Source organism: Streptomyces sp. NPDC029044 (assembly GCF_040637495.1).
GTDB lineage: Bacteria > Actinomycetota > Actinomycetes > Streptomycetales > Streptomycetaceae > Streptomyces.
Genome location: NZ_JBEZWN010000066.1, coordinates 25,894 through 39,982 on the forward strand (window position 1 = coordinate 25,894; position 14,089 = coordinate 39,982).

16 protein-coding genes are annotated in these 14,089 nt (G+C 73.3%); 5 read left to right on the forward strand and 11 right to left on the reverse strand.

Annotation, left to right across the window (positions count from 1 at the left end):
• Nucleotides 1–7 precede the first annotated feature (7 nt).
• Genes AB0E85_RS33285 through AB0E85_RS33300 form a run of 4 tightly spaced genes read left to right on the forward strand, consistent with a single transcriptional unit; the run spans nt 8 to nt 4,540 of the window.
• Complete coding sequence (locus tag AB0E85_RS33285; RefSeq protein ID WP_361935236.1) at nt 8–1,177, forward strand: ADP-ribosylglycohydrolase family protein; 1,170 nt, start codon at nt 8–10, stop codon at nt 1,175–1,177.
• Nucleotides 1,165–2,532, forward strand: coding sequence for an ADP-ribosylglycohydrolase family protein (locus AB0E85_RS33290; RefSeq protein ID WP_361935239.1), 1,368 nt, complete (start codon nt 1,165–1,167; stop codon nt 2,530–2,532). Before AB0E85_RS33285 ends, AB0E85_RS33290 begins: the two co-directional genes overlap by 13 nt.
• Entirely contained in the window at nt 2,529–3,728 is a 1,200-nt protein-coding gene (locus AB0E85_RS33295) for a CoA transferase (RefSeq protein ID WP_361935241.1), read from the forward strand. The genes AB0E85_RS33290 and AB0E85_RS33295 overlap by 4 nt, the downstream gene beginning before the upstream one ends.
• Entirely contained in the window at nt 3,725–4,540 is an 816-nt protein-coding gene (locus AB0E85_RS33300) for a CoA ester lyase (protein WP_361935244.1), read from the forward strand. The genes AB0E85_RS33295 and AB0E85_RS33300 overlap by 4 nt, the downstream gene beginning before the upstream one ends.
• Nucleotides 4,541–4,601: 61 nt before the next feature.
• Here the strand turns inward: AB0E85_RS33300 and lgt are convergent, their stop codons facing one another.
• The 11 genes from lgt to hisI form a co-directional block, all read right to left on the reverse strand.
• Nucleotides 4,602–5,543: a prolipoprotein diacylglyceryl transferase gene (gene lgt / locus AB0E85_RS33305; protein ID WP_361935247.1), complete on the reverse strand. Its 942-nt coding sequence runs from the start codon at nt 5,541–5,543 to the stop codon at nt 4,602–4,604.
• 84 nt (nt 5,544–5,627) lie between these two features.
• Entirely contained in the window at nt 5,628–6,404 is a 777-nt protein-coding gene (locus AB0E85_RS33310) for a thioredoxin domain-containing protein (RefSeq protein WP_361935250.1), read from the reverse strand.
• An 86-nt stretch (nt 6,405–6,490) separates the two neighbouring features.
• The gene (gene trpA, locus AB0E85_RS33315) at nt 6,491–7,309 is read right to left on the reverse strand and encodes a tryptophan synthase subunit alpha (protein ID WP_361935252.1); all 819 of its coding nucleotides are present in this window, start codon (nt 7,307–7,309) and stop codon (nt 6,491–6,493) included.
• Nucleotides 7,306–8,589 (reverse strand): tryptophan synthase subunit beta, encoded by a 1,284-nt coding sequence (gene trpB / locus AB0E85_RS33320; RefSeq protein ID WP_361935255.1) that lies wholly within the window; start codon nt 8,587–8,589, stop codon nt 7,306–7,308. Before trpB ends, trpA begins: the two co-directional genes overlap by 4 nt.
• A 77-nt stretch (nt 8,590–8,666) precedes the next feature.
• Nucleotides 8,667–8,867 carry a hypothetical protein gene (locus AB0E85_RS33325; protein WP_361935257.1) on the reverse strand — a complete coding sequence of 67 codons (201 nt, stop codon included), beginning with the start codon at nt 8,865–8,867 and terminating at the stop codon, nt 8,667–8,669.
• Between the two features lie 21 nt (nt 8,868–8,888).
• Nucleotides 8,889–9,698, reverse strand: coding sequence for an indole-3-glycerol phosphate synthase TrpC (gene trpC, locus AB0E85_RS33330; protein WP_030848367.1), 810 nt, complete (start codon nt 9,696–9,698; stop codon nt 8,889–8,891).
• A gap of 139 nt (nt 9,699–9,837) precedes the next feature.
• The gene (locus AB0E85_RS33335) at nt 9,838–10,272 is read right to left on the reverse strand and encodes a DUF2752 domain-containing protein (RefSeq protein ID WP_361935260.1); all 435 of its coding nucleotides are present in this window, start codon (nt 10,270–10,272) and stop codon (nt 9,838–9,840) included.
• A gap of 82 nt (nt 10,273–10,354) precedes the next feature.
• The gene (locus AB0E85_RS33340) at nt 10,355–10,606 is read right to left on the reverse strand and encodes an HGxxPAAW family protein (protein ID WP_361935262.1); all 252 of its coding nucleotides are present in this window, start codon (nt 10,604–10,606) and stop codon (nt 10,355–10,357) included.
• Between the two features lie 119 nt (nt 10,607–10,725).
• Nucleotides 10,726–11,367, reverse strand: coding sequence for a TIGR02234 family membrane protein (locus tag AB0E85_RS33345; protein WP_361935265.1), 642 nt, complete (start codon nt 11,365–11,367; stop codon nt 10,726–10,728).
• Nucleotides 11,368–11,408: 41 nt separating this feature from the next.
• Entirely contained in the window at nt 11,409–12,890 is a 1,482-nt protein-coding gene (locus tag AB0E85_RS33350; protein WP_361935267.1) for an anthranilate synthase component I, read from the reverse strand.
• Nucleotides 12,891–12,901: 11 nt separating this feature from the next.
• Complete coding sequence (gene hisI / locus AB0E85_RS33355) at nt 12,902–13,285, reverse strand: phosphoribosyl-AMP cyclohydrolase (protein WP_361935270.1); 384 nt, start codon at nt 13,283–13,285, stop codon at nt 12,902–12,904.
• A gap of 84 nt (nt 13,286–13,369) precedes the next feature.
• Between hisI and AB0E85_RS33360 the strand changes: the two genes are divergently transcribed.
• Nucleotides 13,370–14,005, forward strand: coding sequence for a TIGR03085 family metal-binding protein (locus AB0E85_RS33360; protein WP_361935273.1), 636 nt, complete (start codon nt 13,370–13,372; stop codon nt 14,003–14,005).
• The last annotated feature ends 84 nt before the right edge of the window (nt 14,006–14,089 follow it).

Below are 14,089 nucleotides of genomic sequence, written 5' to 3' on the forward strand. Positions count from 1 at the left end.
TGCGGCCATGCAGCCCAAACCACACCAAAACACCTTGCTGGACGAGCGGATCGGCGGCGCCCTCGTCGGGGCCGCCGTCGGCGACGCCCTCGGCGGCCCCGTCGAGGGCTACGCGCCCGAGCAGATCCTCGAACGCCACGGCGGCCGCGTCCACGGCATCGTCGGCCCCTGGCACGGCGACGACTGGCGCACGGCCCGCCCCCTCGCCCCGTACCACAAGGGCGACGGCCACGTCACCGACGACACCTTGATGACGCACGCCCTGGTCCGCGTCTACACCCGGGTCCGCGACCACCTCGACGCCTACGCCATCGCCGATCACCTGGTCCCCGACCTGATGACCGAGCCGCGCTGGATCCCGGAGCTGGAGTCCGAGGCCCTCCCCCTCCAGCGAATCTTCCTGGCCGAGAAGTGGCTGGTGACGAGGATCCACTACGGCCACGCCGACCCGCGCGAGGCCGGCACCGGCAACATCGTCAACTGCGGGGCGGCGATGTACATGGCCCCGGTGGGCCTGGTCAACGCGGCGGACCCGCGGGCCGCGTACGCCGAGGCCCTCGACGTCGCCGGCGCCCACCAGTCGTCGTACGGCCGGGAGGCGGCAGGCGTCCTGGCGGCGGCGGTGGCGGCGGCGTGCACGCCGGGCGCGACCCCCGACTCGGTCGTCTCGGCGTGCCTCTCCCTCGCGAAGGACGGCACCCGGGCCGCGATCGAGCGGGTCTGCGAGGAGGCGTCCCGCCACACCGACTTCGAGTCGGCCCTGCGCCCGTTGCGCGAGGCGGTCGCCCCCTACGACACGGTGGGCCCCGACTACCGCGCCCCGTCGCTCGGCGCCCGGCGCCCCTCCCGCCTGCACGCCATCGAGGAACTCCCGGTCGCGCTGGGCATGGTGCTGCTGGCGCGGGGCGACTACCGGCACGCGGTCCTCGGCGCGGTGAACTACGGCCGCGACTGCGACTCCATCGCCACCATGGCCGGCGCCCTGGCGGGTGCCCTGGGCTCACCGGTCCCGGAGGACTGGGCCAAGACCGTCGCGGAAGCCAGCCGGCTGGACCTCTGGGAGCCGGCGACCGCCCTCACCGCCGTGGCCCGCGAGATCTTCGCCCGGGACGTGGCCCGCCGACGCACCCACGAGCAGGCCTTCGCGTCCCTCGGAGGCCAGGAATGCTCCGACTGACCTGGGTCCAGCCGGAGGACCTGATCGGCCACGAACTGCGCCAGGCGGCCCAGGACGGCCGCGAACCGAAGGCCGTCGCAGCCCGCTGGCGGGCGGCGGGCGGCCCCGAGGCCCCGGCCGCCGCGGGCGCGTCCGCCACCCCGGTCTCCCGCTACCTGCGCCGGCTGGCGGAAGACCTCCTGGACGAACTGGCCGACCTGCCGAGCGCACTGGCCGACGACGAACCGACGGGCCTGGACCGGATCAGAGCCGCCTGCCCCGACTGGCCGCAGCCCCCGGGCGCCCCGGCCGGCACCACCCCGCACCGTCTCGAAGCCGCCTGGCTCGGCCGCGCCACCGGCTGCCTCCTGGGCAAACCGGTCGAGAAGCTCCCCCTCGACGCCGTCCGCCGACTCGCCAGGTCCACCGGCAACTGGCCCCTCACCACCTACTTCACCGCCCGGGGTGTCCCGCAAGCGCTCCTCGAAGAGCACCCCTGGAACCGCCGCTCGGCATCGACCTCCCTCGCCGAGAACATCGACGGGATGCCCGAGGACGACGACCTCAACTACCCCCTGCTCAACCTCCTCCTCCTCCTCCAGCGCCACGGCAGAACCTTCACCACCACGGACGTGGCCCGCACCTGGCTCGACGAACTTCCCGCCGGCCGCACGTTCACCGCCGAACGCGTCGCCTACCGCAACCTGCTCAAGGGCCTGGAACCCCCGCACACCGCCCGTCACCGCAACCCGTTCCGCGAGTGGATCGGCGCCCTGATCCGCGCCGACGTCCACGGCTGGACCAACCCCGGCCGGCCGGCCGCGGCGGCCGAGCAGGCCCACCGGGACGCCACCCTCAGCCACACGGCCAACGGCGTCTACGCGGCGATGTTCACGGCGGCCGTCATCGCCGCGGCGGCGACCGGCGACCACGACGTCCACACCTGCCTGCGCACCGGCCTGACCGTCGTCCCCCCTCGCTCCCGCCTGGCCCGCGCCGTCCAGCAAGCCGTCCGGCTCGCCCACGCACACGCGGACTTCGACACGGTCGTCGACGAACTCCACGCCCTGCACGGCACCACCCACCACTGGGTGCACGCCGTCCCCAACACCGCCCTCGTCGCCGCCGCCCTCACCCACGCGGACGGCGACTTCGCCGGCTCCATCTGCCGTGCCGTGAGCGGCGGGTGGGACACCGACTCCAACGGCGCGACGGCCGGGAGTATCGCCGGGCTGCTGGCCGGACACCCCGCGGCGCTCCCCGACCGCTGGACGGCCCCCCTGAAGAACCGGCTGTCGACGTCCGTCGGCGACTTCGACGGCACCGGGTTCGACACCCTCGCCCACCTCACGCACCGGGAGATGCTCCGCCCATGACCGCGCCCACGACCGCGCCCCTCACCGGCCTGCGCGTCCTCGACCTCGCCACCCTCTTCGCCGGCCCGATGGCCGCCACCCTGCTCGGCGACTTCGGCGCCGAGGTCGTCAAGATCGAGCACCCGACGAAGCCGGACCCCTCCCGCGGCCACGGCCCCTCGAAGGACGGCGTGGGCCTGTGGTGGAAGACGCTCGGCCGCAACAAGCGCACCATGACCCTCGACCTGTCGAAGCCCGGCGGCCGCGCCACCCTCCTGCGCCTGGCCGAGACCGCCGACGTGATCATCGAGAACTTCCGGCCCGGCACCCTGGAGAAGTGGGACCTGGGCTGGCCCGAGCTGTCGGCCGTCAACACCCGCCTGGTCCTGGCCCGGGTCACCGGCTTCGGCCAGTTCGGCCCCTACGCCCACCGCCCCGGCTTCGGCACCCTCGCCGAAGCCATGAGCGGCTTCGCCGCGATCACCGGCGAACCGGACGCGCCCCCGACCCTCCCGCCGTTCGGCCTGGCCGACTCCATCGCGGGCCTGACGACGGCGTACGCGGTGATGACGGCGCTCGCCGCCCGCGAGCGCACCGGCGAGGGCCAGGTCGTCGACATGGCCCTGATCGAGCCGATCCTGGCCGCCCTCGGCCCCCAGCCCCTCTGGTTCGACCAGCTCGGGCACGTCCAGCCCCGCACCGGCAACCGCTCCCCCAACAACGCCCCGCGCGGCGTCTACCGGACCGCGGACGGCACCTGGGTCGCGGTCTCCACCTCGGCCCAGTCGGTCGCGGAACGCGTGATGCGGCTGGTCGGCCGCCCGGAGCTGATCGAGGAGCCCTGGTTCACCTCGGGCGCCGAGCGCGCCCGGCACGCCGATGTCCTGGACGAGGCGGTCGGCGGCTGGATCGCCGCGCGCACCCGCACCGACGTGCTGGCCGCCTTCGAGAAGGCCGAGGCGGCGGTGGCCCCGGTCCAGGACGTCCGGGACGTGATGGCGGACCCGCAGTACCAGGCCCTGGACACCATCACCACCGTCGACGACCCCGAACTCGGCCCGCTGCGCATGCAGAACGTCCTCTTCCGGCTCTCCGCCACGCCCGGCGCGATCCGCTGGGCCGGCCGCCCGCACGGCGCCGACACCGACGAGGTCCTGACCGAGCTGGGCCTCACCCCGGACGACGTCACGGCGCTGCGCGCGGAGGGCGCCCTGTGACGGCGTTCCCGCTCACCTGGCTCTACGCCCCGGGCGACCGCCCCCACGTGGTGGCGAAGGCCCTCACCTCCGGCGCCGACGTCGTCGTGATCGACCTGGAGGACGCGGTCGCCCCCGACCGCAAGGCCTACGCCCGGGCGGCCACCGCCGACCTGCTCGCCCACCCGCCGGCCGTTCCGGTCCACGTACGCGTCAACGCCCTGGACGGCCCCTGGGGCGAGCAGGACATCTCGGCCCTGGGCCCGGCCCCCGGGCTCCGCGGCCTCCGCCTCGCCAAGATCACCTCACCCACCGAGATCACCCACGTGGCACGCCGAGCCGCTGGGGCCGATCTGTACGCCCTGCTGGAGACGGCCCTCGCCGTGGAGCGGGCGTACGCCATCGCGTCCGCCCATCCGAACCTGCGCGGCATCGCGCTCGGCGAGGCCGACCTCCAGGCCGACCTCGGCATGCGCGACGACACGGGCCTCGACTGGCCCCGCTCCCGGGTGGTCGTGGCGGCCCGGGCGGCCGGCCTGCCCCCGCCGCCGCAGTCCGTGCACCCGGACACCCGCGATCTGGAGGGGCTGGCCGCCTCCTGCGCCCACGGCCGCGCCCTGGGCTTCCTCGGCCGCGCCGCGATCCATCCCCGCCAGCTCCCGGTGATCGAACGCGCCTTCCTGCCCACCGAGGCCGACATCGAACGGGCTGAGGCGGTCCTCAAGGCGGCCGCCGCGGAGCAGGGCGCCCAGGCCCTCCCGGACGGCCGCTTCGTCGACGCGGCGGTGGTGACGGCCGCCCGGCGCACCCTGTCCCTGGCGCGCCGCCGCTGACATGCCGAGAGCGCCCGGGAAGACTCCCGGGCGCTCTCGGTATGTCACAGGGGGCGGGCCGTCAGGTCTTCTTCCCGGACCCGGCCTCGTTCTTCGCCGGGTCCGCCCCGGCCCCGTCCTCGGCTTCGTCGTCCTTGCCGGCGTCCCCGGACTTCTCGTCGCCGTCGGCGTCCGCACCGGAGGCCCCGGCGCCCGGTTCCACGACGTCCTCCCGCCCGGGCCGCTTCTTCGACGACACCACCAGGTACGTCACCGCCAGCAGGAACACCAGGATCGCGGTCCACACGTTCAGCCGGAGGCCCAGGATGTGGTGGGCGTCGTCGACCCGCATGTACTCGATCCACGCCCGGCCCGCGCAGTACGCGGCGACGTACAGCGCGAACGCCCGGCCGTGCCCGAGCCGGAAGCGGCGGTCCGCCCAGATGACCAGGAACGCCACGCCGATGCACCACAGCGACTCGTACAGGAACGTCGGGTGGTAGGTGCCCGGCACCCGCCCGTCCGCCGAGGAGGTGATCTCCAGGGCCCAGGGCAGATCGGTGGGCTTGCCGTACAGCTCCTGGTTGAACCAGTTGCCCCAGCGGCCGATCGCCTGGGCGAAGGCGATGCCCGGCGCGACGGCGTCGGCGTAGGCGGGCATCGGGATGCCACGGCGGCGGCAGCCGATCCACGCGCCCAGCGCGCCCAGCGCGATCGCGCCCCAGATGCCGAGGCCGCCCTCCCAGATCTTGAAGGCGTCCACCCAGTCGCGGCCCTCGCTGAAGTACAGCTCGTAGTCCGTGATCACGTGGTAGAGGCGGCCGCCGACGAGGCCGAAGGGCACGGCCCAGACAGCGATGTCGGCCACCGTGCCGGCCCGCCCGCCCCGGGCGATCCAGCGCTTGTTGCCGAGCCAGACCGCGACGAAGACGCCGATGATGATGCAGAACGCGTAGCCGCGCAGCGGAACGGGGCCGAGGTACAGCACCCCGCGCGACGGGCTGGGAATGAAGGCAAGTTCCATGGCAAGGTCGACGCTACCGTGCCGCGCCGGGCCGGGGGCGGGCGGCCCGGCTACGGGTCCATAACGGGGGCGTGAGAACGCTTCTTACCCCTGGTTCGCCTCCTGCACCATCTGCTTCAGCTTGGCCGGGGTCATCGTCCGGTCCTGGTAGATGTTCTCGCCGTCGAACAGCACGGTGGGCGTGCCCGAGAAGTCGCCCTTGTCGAAGGCCTGGTGGGACTTGGCCACCCAGCCGTTGTGCTTGCCGTCCTCGACGCACGCGCGGAAGGCCGGGGTGTCCAGGCCGTCGACCTTGCCGGCCAGCTCGATCAGCTTGCCGTTGTCCGCGTAGGCGTCGTCGACCTCCGGGGGCTGGTTGTCGAACAGCACGTCGTGGTACGCGGGGAACTTCCCGGCGTCCTGGGCGCAGGCGGCGGCGTTGGCGGCGTTGCGGGAGCCGGTGCCGCGCATGTTGCCGTCGATGAGGGTGACCAGGTGGTACTCGACCTTCAGCTGACCGGCGTTCGTCAGCTCGTGGATCACCGGCCGGTACGCCGTCTCGAAGGACTTGCACGCGGGGCAGCGGAAGTCCTCCCACACCGTGAGCGTGGACTTGGCGCTGTCCTTGCCGACCGGGATCGCTAGGCCGTCCTTGCCCTGCGCTCCCGAGGGGGCCACGACCGGGCCCGAGGCCTCGCTGTCGTCGTCCTTGCCGGCGTTGGCCGCGACGACGCCGATCACCGCCGCGAGTCCGAGGACGGCGACGACGGCGCCGCCCACGATCAGCGCGCGGCGGCGCTTGTCCGCGGACTTCTGCTTCTCGCGCTCGACCGCCAGCTTCTCCCGGGCGGTGCGCTTTCCCTCACGGTTCTTCTCGCTCACACCCCGGAAACGAACCGGGGAGGCGCACCGCGCCTCCCCGGCCCCAGGTCCACCCGTACGAGGGACCTGTATGACTTCCCGGCTTCTTACGCCTGTCCGCGCACACCCTTGGCGAGGTCGCCGGCGAGGGCCCGCACGGCCTCCACACCGGCCGCGTCGTCCGGGGCGTCCAGCATCGCCTTGACGAAGGCCGAGCCGACGATCACGCCGTCGGCGAAGCCCGCGACCTCGGCGGCCTGGGCGGGGTTGGAGACGCCGAGCCCGACGCAGACCGGCAGGTCCGTGCCCGTGGCCCGGGTGCGTTCCACCAGGTCCTGGGCCTGCGAGCTGACGCTGGCGCGGGTTCCGGTGACGCCCATGAGGGAGGCGGCGTAGACGAAGCCCCTGCCCGCCGCGGTGATCTGCGCGAGCCGCTCGTCCTTGCTGCTGGGCGCGACGACGAAGACGGTGGCGAGACCGTGCTTCTCCGCGTGCTCCCGCCACAGGGCCGACTCCTGCACGGGCAGGTCGGGCAGGATGCACCCGGCGCCGCCCGCCTCGGCGAGCTCGGCGGTGAACCGCTCGACGCCGTAGCGGTCGATGGGGTTCCAGTACGTCATGACGAGGATGGGCTTGCCGGTGGCGGCGTGCGTCTCACGGACCGTGCGCATCACGTCGGCGATCTTGACGCCGCCGCGCAGGGCGATGTCGTCGGCGGTCTGGATGACCGGGCCGTCGAGGACCGGGTCGCTGTGCGGCAGGCCCACCTCGACGACGTCGGCGCCGCCGTCGATGACGGCCTTGATCGCCTCGATGCCGCCGTCCACGGTCGGGAACCCGGCCGGGAGGTAGGCGATGAGGGCGGAGCGCCCTTCGGACTTCGCCGCGGCGAGGGTGTCGCTCAACAGCCGGATGTTCCCGCTCACTTGGCGTCCCCTTCGATCTCGGCGGTGCCGGAGGCGTCCTCGGCGACCTCGGCGTCGGTGTCGTACAGGCCGAAGTAGCGCGCGGCGGTGTCCATGTCCTTGTCGCCGCGGCCGGACAGGTTGACCACGATCAGCCCGTCCTTGCCCAGCTCCCTGCCGACCTCCAGGGCCCCGGCCAGCGCGTGGGCGCTCTCGATGGCCGGGATGATGCCCTCGGTGCGCGACAGCAGGCGCAGGGCCTGCATCGCGGCGTCGTCGGTGACCGCTCGGTACTCACCGCGGCCGGAGTCCTTCAGGTAGGCGTGCTCCGGGCCGATGCCCGGGTAGTCCAGACCGGCCGAGATCGAGTACGGCTCGGTGATCTGGCCCTCCTCGTCCTGGAGGACGTAGGAGCGTGAGCCGTGCAGGATGCCGGGCTCGCCGGCGGTGAGGGTCGCGGCGTGCTCCCCGGTCTCGACGCCGTGCCCGGCCGGCTCGCAGCCGATGAGGCGGACGCCGGTGTCCGGGATGAAGGCGTGGAAGAGGCCGATGGCGTTGGAACCGCCGCCGACGCAGGCGACGGCCGCGTCGGGCAGGCGCCCGGCGCGCTCCAGGAGCTGACGGCGGGCCTCGACGCCGATGACCCGGTGGAAGTCGCGGACCATGGCGGGGAAGGGGTGCGGTCCGGCGACGGTGCCGAAGAGGTAGTGGGTGTGGTCGACGTTGGCGACCCAGTCGCGGAAGGCCTCGTTGATGGCGTCCTTCAGCGTGCGGCTGCCGGACTTCACGGCGATGACCTCGGCGCCGAGCATGCGCATGCGGGCCACGTTGAGGGCCTGGCGCCGGGTGTCGATCTCGCCCATGTAGATCGTGCAGTCGAGGCCGAACAGCGCACAGGCGGTGGCCGTGGCGACGCCGTGCTGGCCGGCGCCGGTCTCGGCGATGACCCGGGTCTTGCCCATGCGCTTGGTGAGCAGGGCCTGGCCCAGGACGTTGTTGATCTTGTGGGAGCCGGTGTGGTTGAGGTCTTCCCGCTTCAGGAAGATCCGTGCGCCGCCCGCTTCCGCGGCGAAGCGGGGGACCTCGGTGAGCGCCGAGGGGCGGCCGGTGTAGTCGACCAGGAGGCCGTCGAGTTCCTTGGCGAACTCGGGGTCGTGCTTGGCCTTGTCGTACTCGACGGCCACCTCGTCGACGGCCGCCACGAGGGCCTCGGGGATGAACTTGCCGCCGAACGCCCCGAAGTAGCCCTCGGGGCTGGGAGTCTGACCCTCGGGGTCGGGGATGAAGAACTGGCTGGGCATGCGAATACCTCACGGTGAGTGTGTGTGTTGATCACTATTCGCCGTGGGGGCGGGGAGGGACTGTGGGCCGCGGGCCGTCAGTGGCTTGTCGCGCAGTTCCCCGCGCCCCTTACGGGGCGCTGCTGCCATCGCATGCCGTTGACCTGCCCGGGTTCGTCACCGATGACGTACCGCACGCGGCGGCCGTGGACCCGGCGGGCCGGGGCACGGCAGCCGCGGGGGCGGCAGCCGCGCGCGAGGCGGGCGTACCGGTCCACGGTCGTCAGGGTGGTGGTCATCGGGGCAAGCCTAGCGGGTGATCAGCTCCGGCCGTGCCGGAGCGCGGGGTGTTCGCCGGCCGCCACCAGGTCCGAGACCGCCGTCCTCGGGTCCTTGCCGGTGACGAGGGACTCGCCGACCAGCACCGCGTCGGCGCCGGCGTTGGCGTAGGCGATGAGGTCGTGCGGGCCGCGGACGCCGGACTCGGCGATCTTGATGATGTGGTCGGGGATCTCCGGCGCCACCCGCTCGAACGTGCCGCGGTCGACCTCCAGGGTCTTGAGGTTGCGCGCGTTGACACCGATCACGCGGGCGCCGGCGTCGACCGCGCGCTCGACCTCGTCCTCGTCGTGCACCTCGACCAGGGGCGTGAGCCCGATGGACTCGGCACGCTCGATGAGGGACTCCAGGGCGGGCTGGTCCAGGGCGGCGACGATCAGCAGCACGACGTCGGCGCCGTAGGCGCGGGCCTCCCACAGCTGGTACGACGTGACGATGAAGTCCTTGCGCAGGACCGGGATGTCCACCCGGGCGCGAACCGCCTCCAGGTCGGCGAGCGAGCCGCCGAAGCGGCGCTCCTCGGTGAGCACGGAGATGACGGCCGCGCCGCCCGCCTCGTAGTCCGCGGCCAGTCCGGCCGGGTCGGCGATCGCGGCCAGCGCGCCCTTGGACGGGCTGGAGCGCTTGACCTCGCAGATGACCTTGACGCCGTCGCCGCGCAGTGCGGCCGCGCCGTCCTTGGCCGCGGGAGCCTTCGCCGCGCGCTCCTTGAGCTCGTCGAGGCTGACGCGCGCCTGCCGCTCCGCGAGGTCGGCACGGACTCCGTCGATGATCTCGTCGAGCACACTCACGCGAGCGGCCCCCTTCCAGACTCTTGACAGTTCCAGCGACCGATCGGAAACCGATGGTCACTGCGATGGTATCCGCAGCGGGGCGTAGGCCTCACATCCGGTTGACGCCGGTCCCACTACCTGGACATACGCCTGTCGATCAAGGATGGAGCCAGCCACCGAAGGGCAGGTTCCGGACAACCGTGAAGACCAGCAGCAACGCTCCGAGGCCCCAGACCAGCCCCGGACGCGGGTCGATCCGCAGGGGGCGCCCCCGGACCGCGTGGACCACCCATACGGTCCACAGCGCGGCGAAGCCCAGATAGCCGAGGGTCGCGAGGGCGTTGGCGTGCAGCGCCGCCGGGAGGTCCCCGTGGACGAAGGCGTGCGCGCTGCGCAGGCCACCGCAGCCGGGGCAGTAGAGGCCGGTGTAGCGCAGCAGCGGGCAGGCGGGGTAGTGGCCGGGTTCGTTGGGGTCCACCGTGCCCACGTAGGTGAAGGCGGCGGCGACGGCCGCGAGCACCCCGGCGGGGGCGGCCAGGCGGCTCGGGACGCTCGGCGTCGCCCTGCGGCTCTCGGCGTTCACGGTATGCATTGTGCCCCGCACACGCGTGAGGGGCGGTCCCGGCACTCCCGTGCCGGCCGCCCCTCACGTGAGGACGTGCTGTGCCGCGGGGTCAGCTCCCGGCGCCGGCCGGCTCGCGGTCGCCGGTCATCCGGTGCGGCTGGTGCGCTTCCTTGGGCTGGCCGAGGCCCATCATCCGCATGATGGCGCCGACGACACCGCCGAGCAGCACGACCACCATGCCCGCCCAGAAGCCCGCCGGCTGGTCCAGCACCATGAACGCGCCCGAGACGCAGAAACCGATGAAGGCGATCGTGACACCGGTCCAGGCGGCCGGGGTGTGACCGTGGCTGCTGCCCGCCATTGCTTGCTCCTCGTTGCTGTGTGCGTGTCTGAGCAGGACGCTCGGGCCCATTGTCCCGCACGCTCGCCCGCGCGGTGAGCGGGGGTACTCCCCCGGGCGGCCCGGTCCCCCGTGTGGGCTCAGGCCCCCGTCGGGTCCTCGCCGCGGTCGAGCGCCTTCCACAGGTCCTCGGGCCGGTCGGGGTCGACGGCGGGGGCCTTGCGGCGGGGCTGGGGCGTGCCGCCCCGCTCGTAGCGGCCGGACATGGCGGGCCACAGCCGGCCGTAGCGCAGGGCGAGCAGCCCGGCCAGGAGGATCAGCACACCGCCGACGACCGCGACGTAGGGCCACGCGGTGTGGCTGAGGGTGTCGACGGAGGCCGAGGTGTCGCCGGTGGCCTGGGCGGCCTGCTCGTCGAGCGCGGAGCTGTCGGAGGCGCCGAGCAGGGCCGCGATGACGATGCCGGCGCCGGAGAGCGCGAGCAGCGCGGCGACGGCGAAGCGGCCGGCGCGGCGGACGGCGAACACGGCGACGAGCGCGGCCAGACCCACTATGGCGAGCGCCGCGGGCACGCCCGTGACGTCGCTGCCGTTGGCGGTCAGGGGGAAGGCGCCACCGGCCACCGTCGCCGTGCCCTGCGACCACTGCTGCCGGGTGGCGAGCAGCGCCACGGCGGCGCCGAGCGCGCCGCTCAGCAGGGCGACGGCGAGGCTCAGGCGGCCGGCCCGGGCGGGTCCGGGGGCTTCGGAACGGGGGTGAGGTACAGCAGTCACGTACTCCACTATCGCCTGAAGCCCGGGCGAACCGTCACCCGGGGTTCATCTCAGCCCTTTCCGAGCCGGTTCGCCGTGTGGACGGCCCGCAGCACCGCGGCCGCCTTGTTGCGGCACTCGGTGTCCTCGGCGACCGGGTCGGAGTCGGCGACGATGCCCGCGCCGGCCTGGACGTAGGCGGTGCCGTCCCGCAGGAGGGCCGTGCGGATGGCGATGGCGGTGTCGGAGTCGCCCGCGAAGTCGAGGTAGCCGACGCAGCCGCCGTACAGCCCGCGCCGGGACGGTTCGAGTTCGTCGATGATCTGCATGGCGCGGGGCTTGGGGGCGCCGGAGAGGGTGCCGGCCGGGAAGCAGGCGGTGAGGACGTCGAAGGCGGTGCGCCCGGCGGCCACGCGGCCCGTCACCGTCGAGACGATGTGCATGACGTGCGAGTACCGCTCGACGGACATGAAGTCGACGACCTCGACCGAGCCGGGCTCGCAGACCCGCCCCAGGTCGTTGCGGCCGAGGTCGACGAGCATGAGGTGCTCGGCGCGCTCCTTGGGGTCGGCGAGCAGTTCCTCGGCGAGGGCCTGGTCCTCCTGGGGGGTGGCGCCGCGCCAGCGGGTGCCGGCGATGGGGTGGACCATGGCCCGGCCGTCCTCGACCTTGACCAGGGCTTCGGGGGACGAGCCGACGACGTCGAAGCCGTCGAAGCGGAAGAGGTACATGTACGGGGACGGGTTGGTGGCCCGCAGGACCCGGTAGACGTCCAGCGCGCTCGCCGTGCACGGGGTCTCGAAGCGCTGGGAGGGGACCACCTGGAAGGCCTCGCCGGCCCGGATGCGCTCCTTGATGTCCTCGACGGCCACCTGGAAGTCGGGGCCGCCCCACAGCGCGGTGTACTCGGGGAGCTCGGAGGGCGGCAGGACGGCCGGGGGCTGGGCGACCGGGCGGGAGAGGTCGGCCTCCATGGCGTCGAGGCGGGCGACGGCGTCGGCGTGGGCCTCGTCGACGCCCGTGTCCAGGTCGTTGTGGTTGATCGCGTTGGCGATCAGCAGGACCGAGCCCTCCCAGTGGTCCATGACGGCCAGGTCGCTGGTGAGGAGCATGGTCAGCTCGGGCAGCTTCAGGTCGTCGCGCTCGCCGGGGCCGATCTTCTCCAGGCGGCGGACGATGTCGTAGCCGAGGTAGCCGACCATGCCGCCGGTGAAGGGCGGCATGCCCTCCTGGTGCGGCGTGTGCAGGGCCTCGATGGTGGCGCGCAGGGCGGCGAGGGGGTCGCCGTCGGTGGGGACGCCGACGGGCGGGGCGCCGAGCCAGTGGGCCTGCCCGTCGCGGGCGGTCAGCGTCGCCGCGGAGCGCACGCCGACGAAGGAGTACCGGGACCAGGAGCGGCCGTTCTCCGCGGACTCCAGCAGGAAGGTGCCGGGGCGCTCGGCGGCGAGCTTGCGGTAGAGCGCGACCGGGGTGTCGCCGTCGGCGAGGAGCTTGCGGGTGACGGGGATGACCCGCCGGTCGGTGGCGAGCTTGCGGAAGGTCTCGAGGTCCATGACGGCTGACCTTACTGATCCGCGGCGGAACCGTCGGGGCCGCCGTCCTTGAGCAGCACGTCGGTGTCGAAGCAGGTGCGCGCGCCGGTGTGGCAGGCGGCGCCGACCTGGTCGACCTTGACGAGCACCGTGTCGGCGTCGCAGTCCAGGGCGACGGACTTCACCCACTGGAAGTGGCCGGAGGTGTCGCCCTTGACCCAGTACTCCCGGCGGCTGCGCGACCAGTAGGTGCAGCGGCCGGTGGTCAGGGTGCGGTGCAGCGCCTCGTCGTCCATCCAGCCGAGCATGAGCACCTCTCCGGTGTCGTATTGCTGGGCGATGGCGGGCAGGAGGCCGTCGGGGCTGCGCTTGAGGCGCGCGGCGATCTCCGCATCGAGGCGACTGGTGCTGGTCATGGTGACCATTGTGCCGCGCGCCACTGACGTGCCCGGTGGAGTGTCCACTGGGCGGACCGGGGGGCCGGTCGTAGGCTGGGCCGCATGTCGACCCATGCCAAGCGTGAACGACTTCTCCTCGCCGACCTGTTGGAGACCGCGGGCCCGGACGCGCCCACCCTGTGCGAGGGCTGGACCACCCGGGACCTCGCCGCGCACGTGGTGGTGCGCGAGCGCCGTCCGGACGCCGCGGGCGGGATGCTGATCAAGCAGCTCGCGCCGCGTCTGGACAAGGTGATGGCGGAGTACACCGACAAGCCGTACGAGGAGCTGATCCAGCTGATCCGTACGGGCCCGCCGCGTTTCTCGCCCTTCTCTCTCAAGCCGGTCGACGAGGCGTCGAACATCATCGAGTTCTACGTCCACACCGAGGACGTGCGCCGCGCCCAGCCGGACTGGTCGCCGCGCGATCTCGACCCGGTGTTCCAGGACGCCCTGTGGTCCCGTCTGGAGCGCACCGCCCGCCTGATGGGCCGCGGGATCCCGACGGGCCTGGTCCTGCGCCGCCCGGACGGCCAGACGGCGGTCGCGCACCGCGGCACGCCGGTGGTCACCGTGACCGGCGAGCCGTCCGAGCTGGTCCTGTTCTCCTACGGCCGGCAGAGCGCGGCCAAGGTCGACCTGGACGGCGACGAGAACGCGATCGCGAAGCTCCACGAGACGAAGCAGCTCGGGATCTGAGGAAAGCCGGGAGCCCCGGCCGCGTCGCGCGGCCGGGCCCGAGGACGCCGCTGGACCACGTACACGTTCTGCGGCTACGACGCC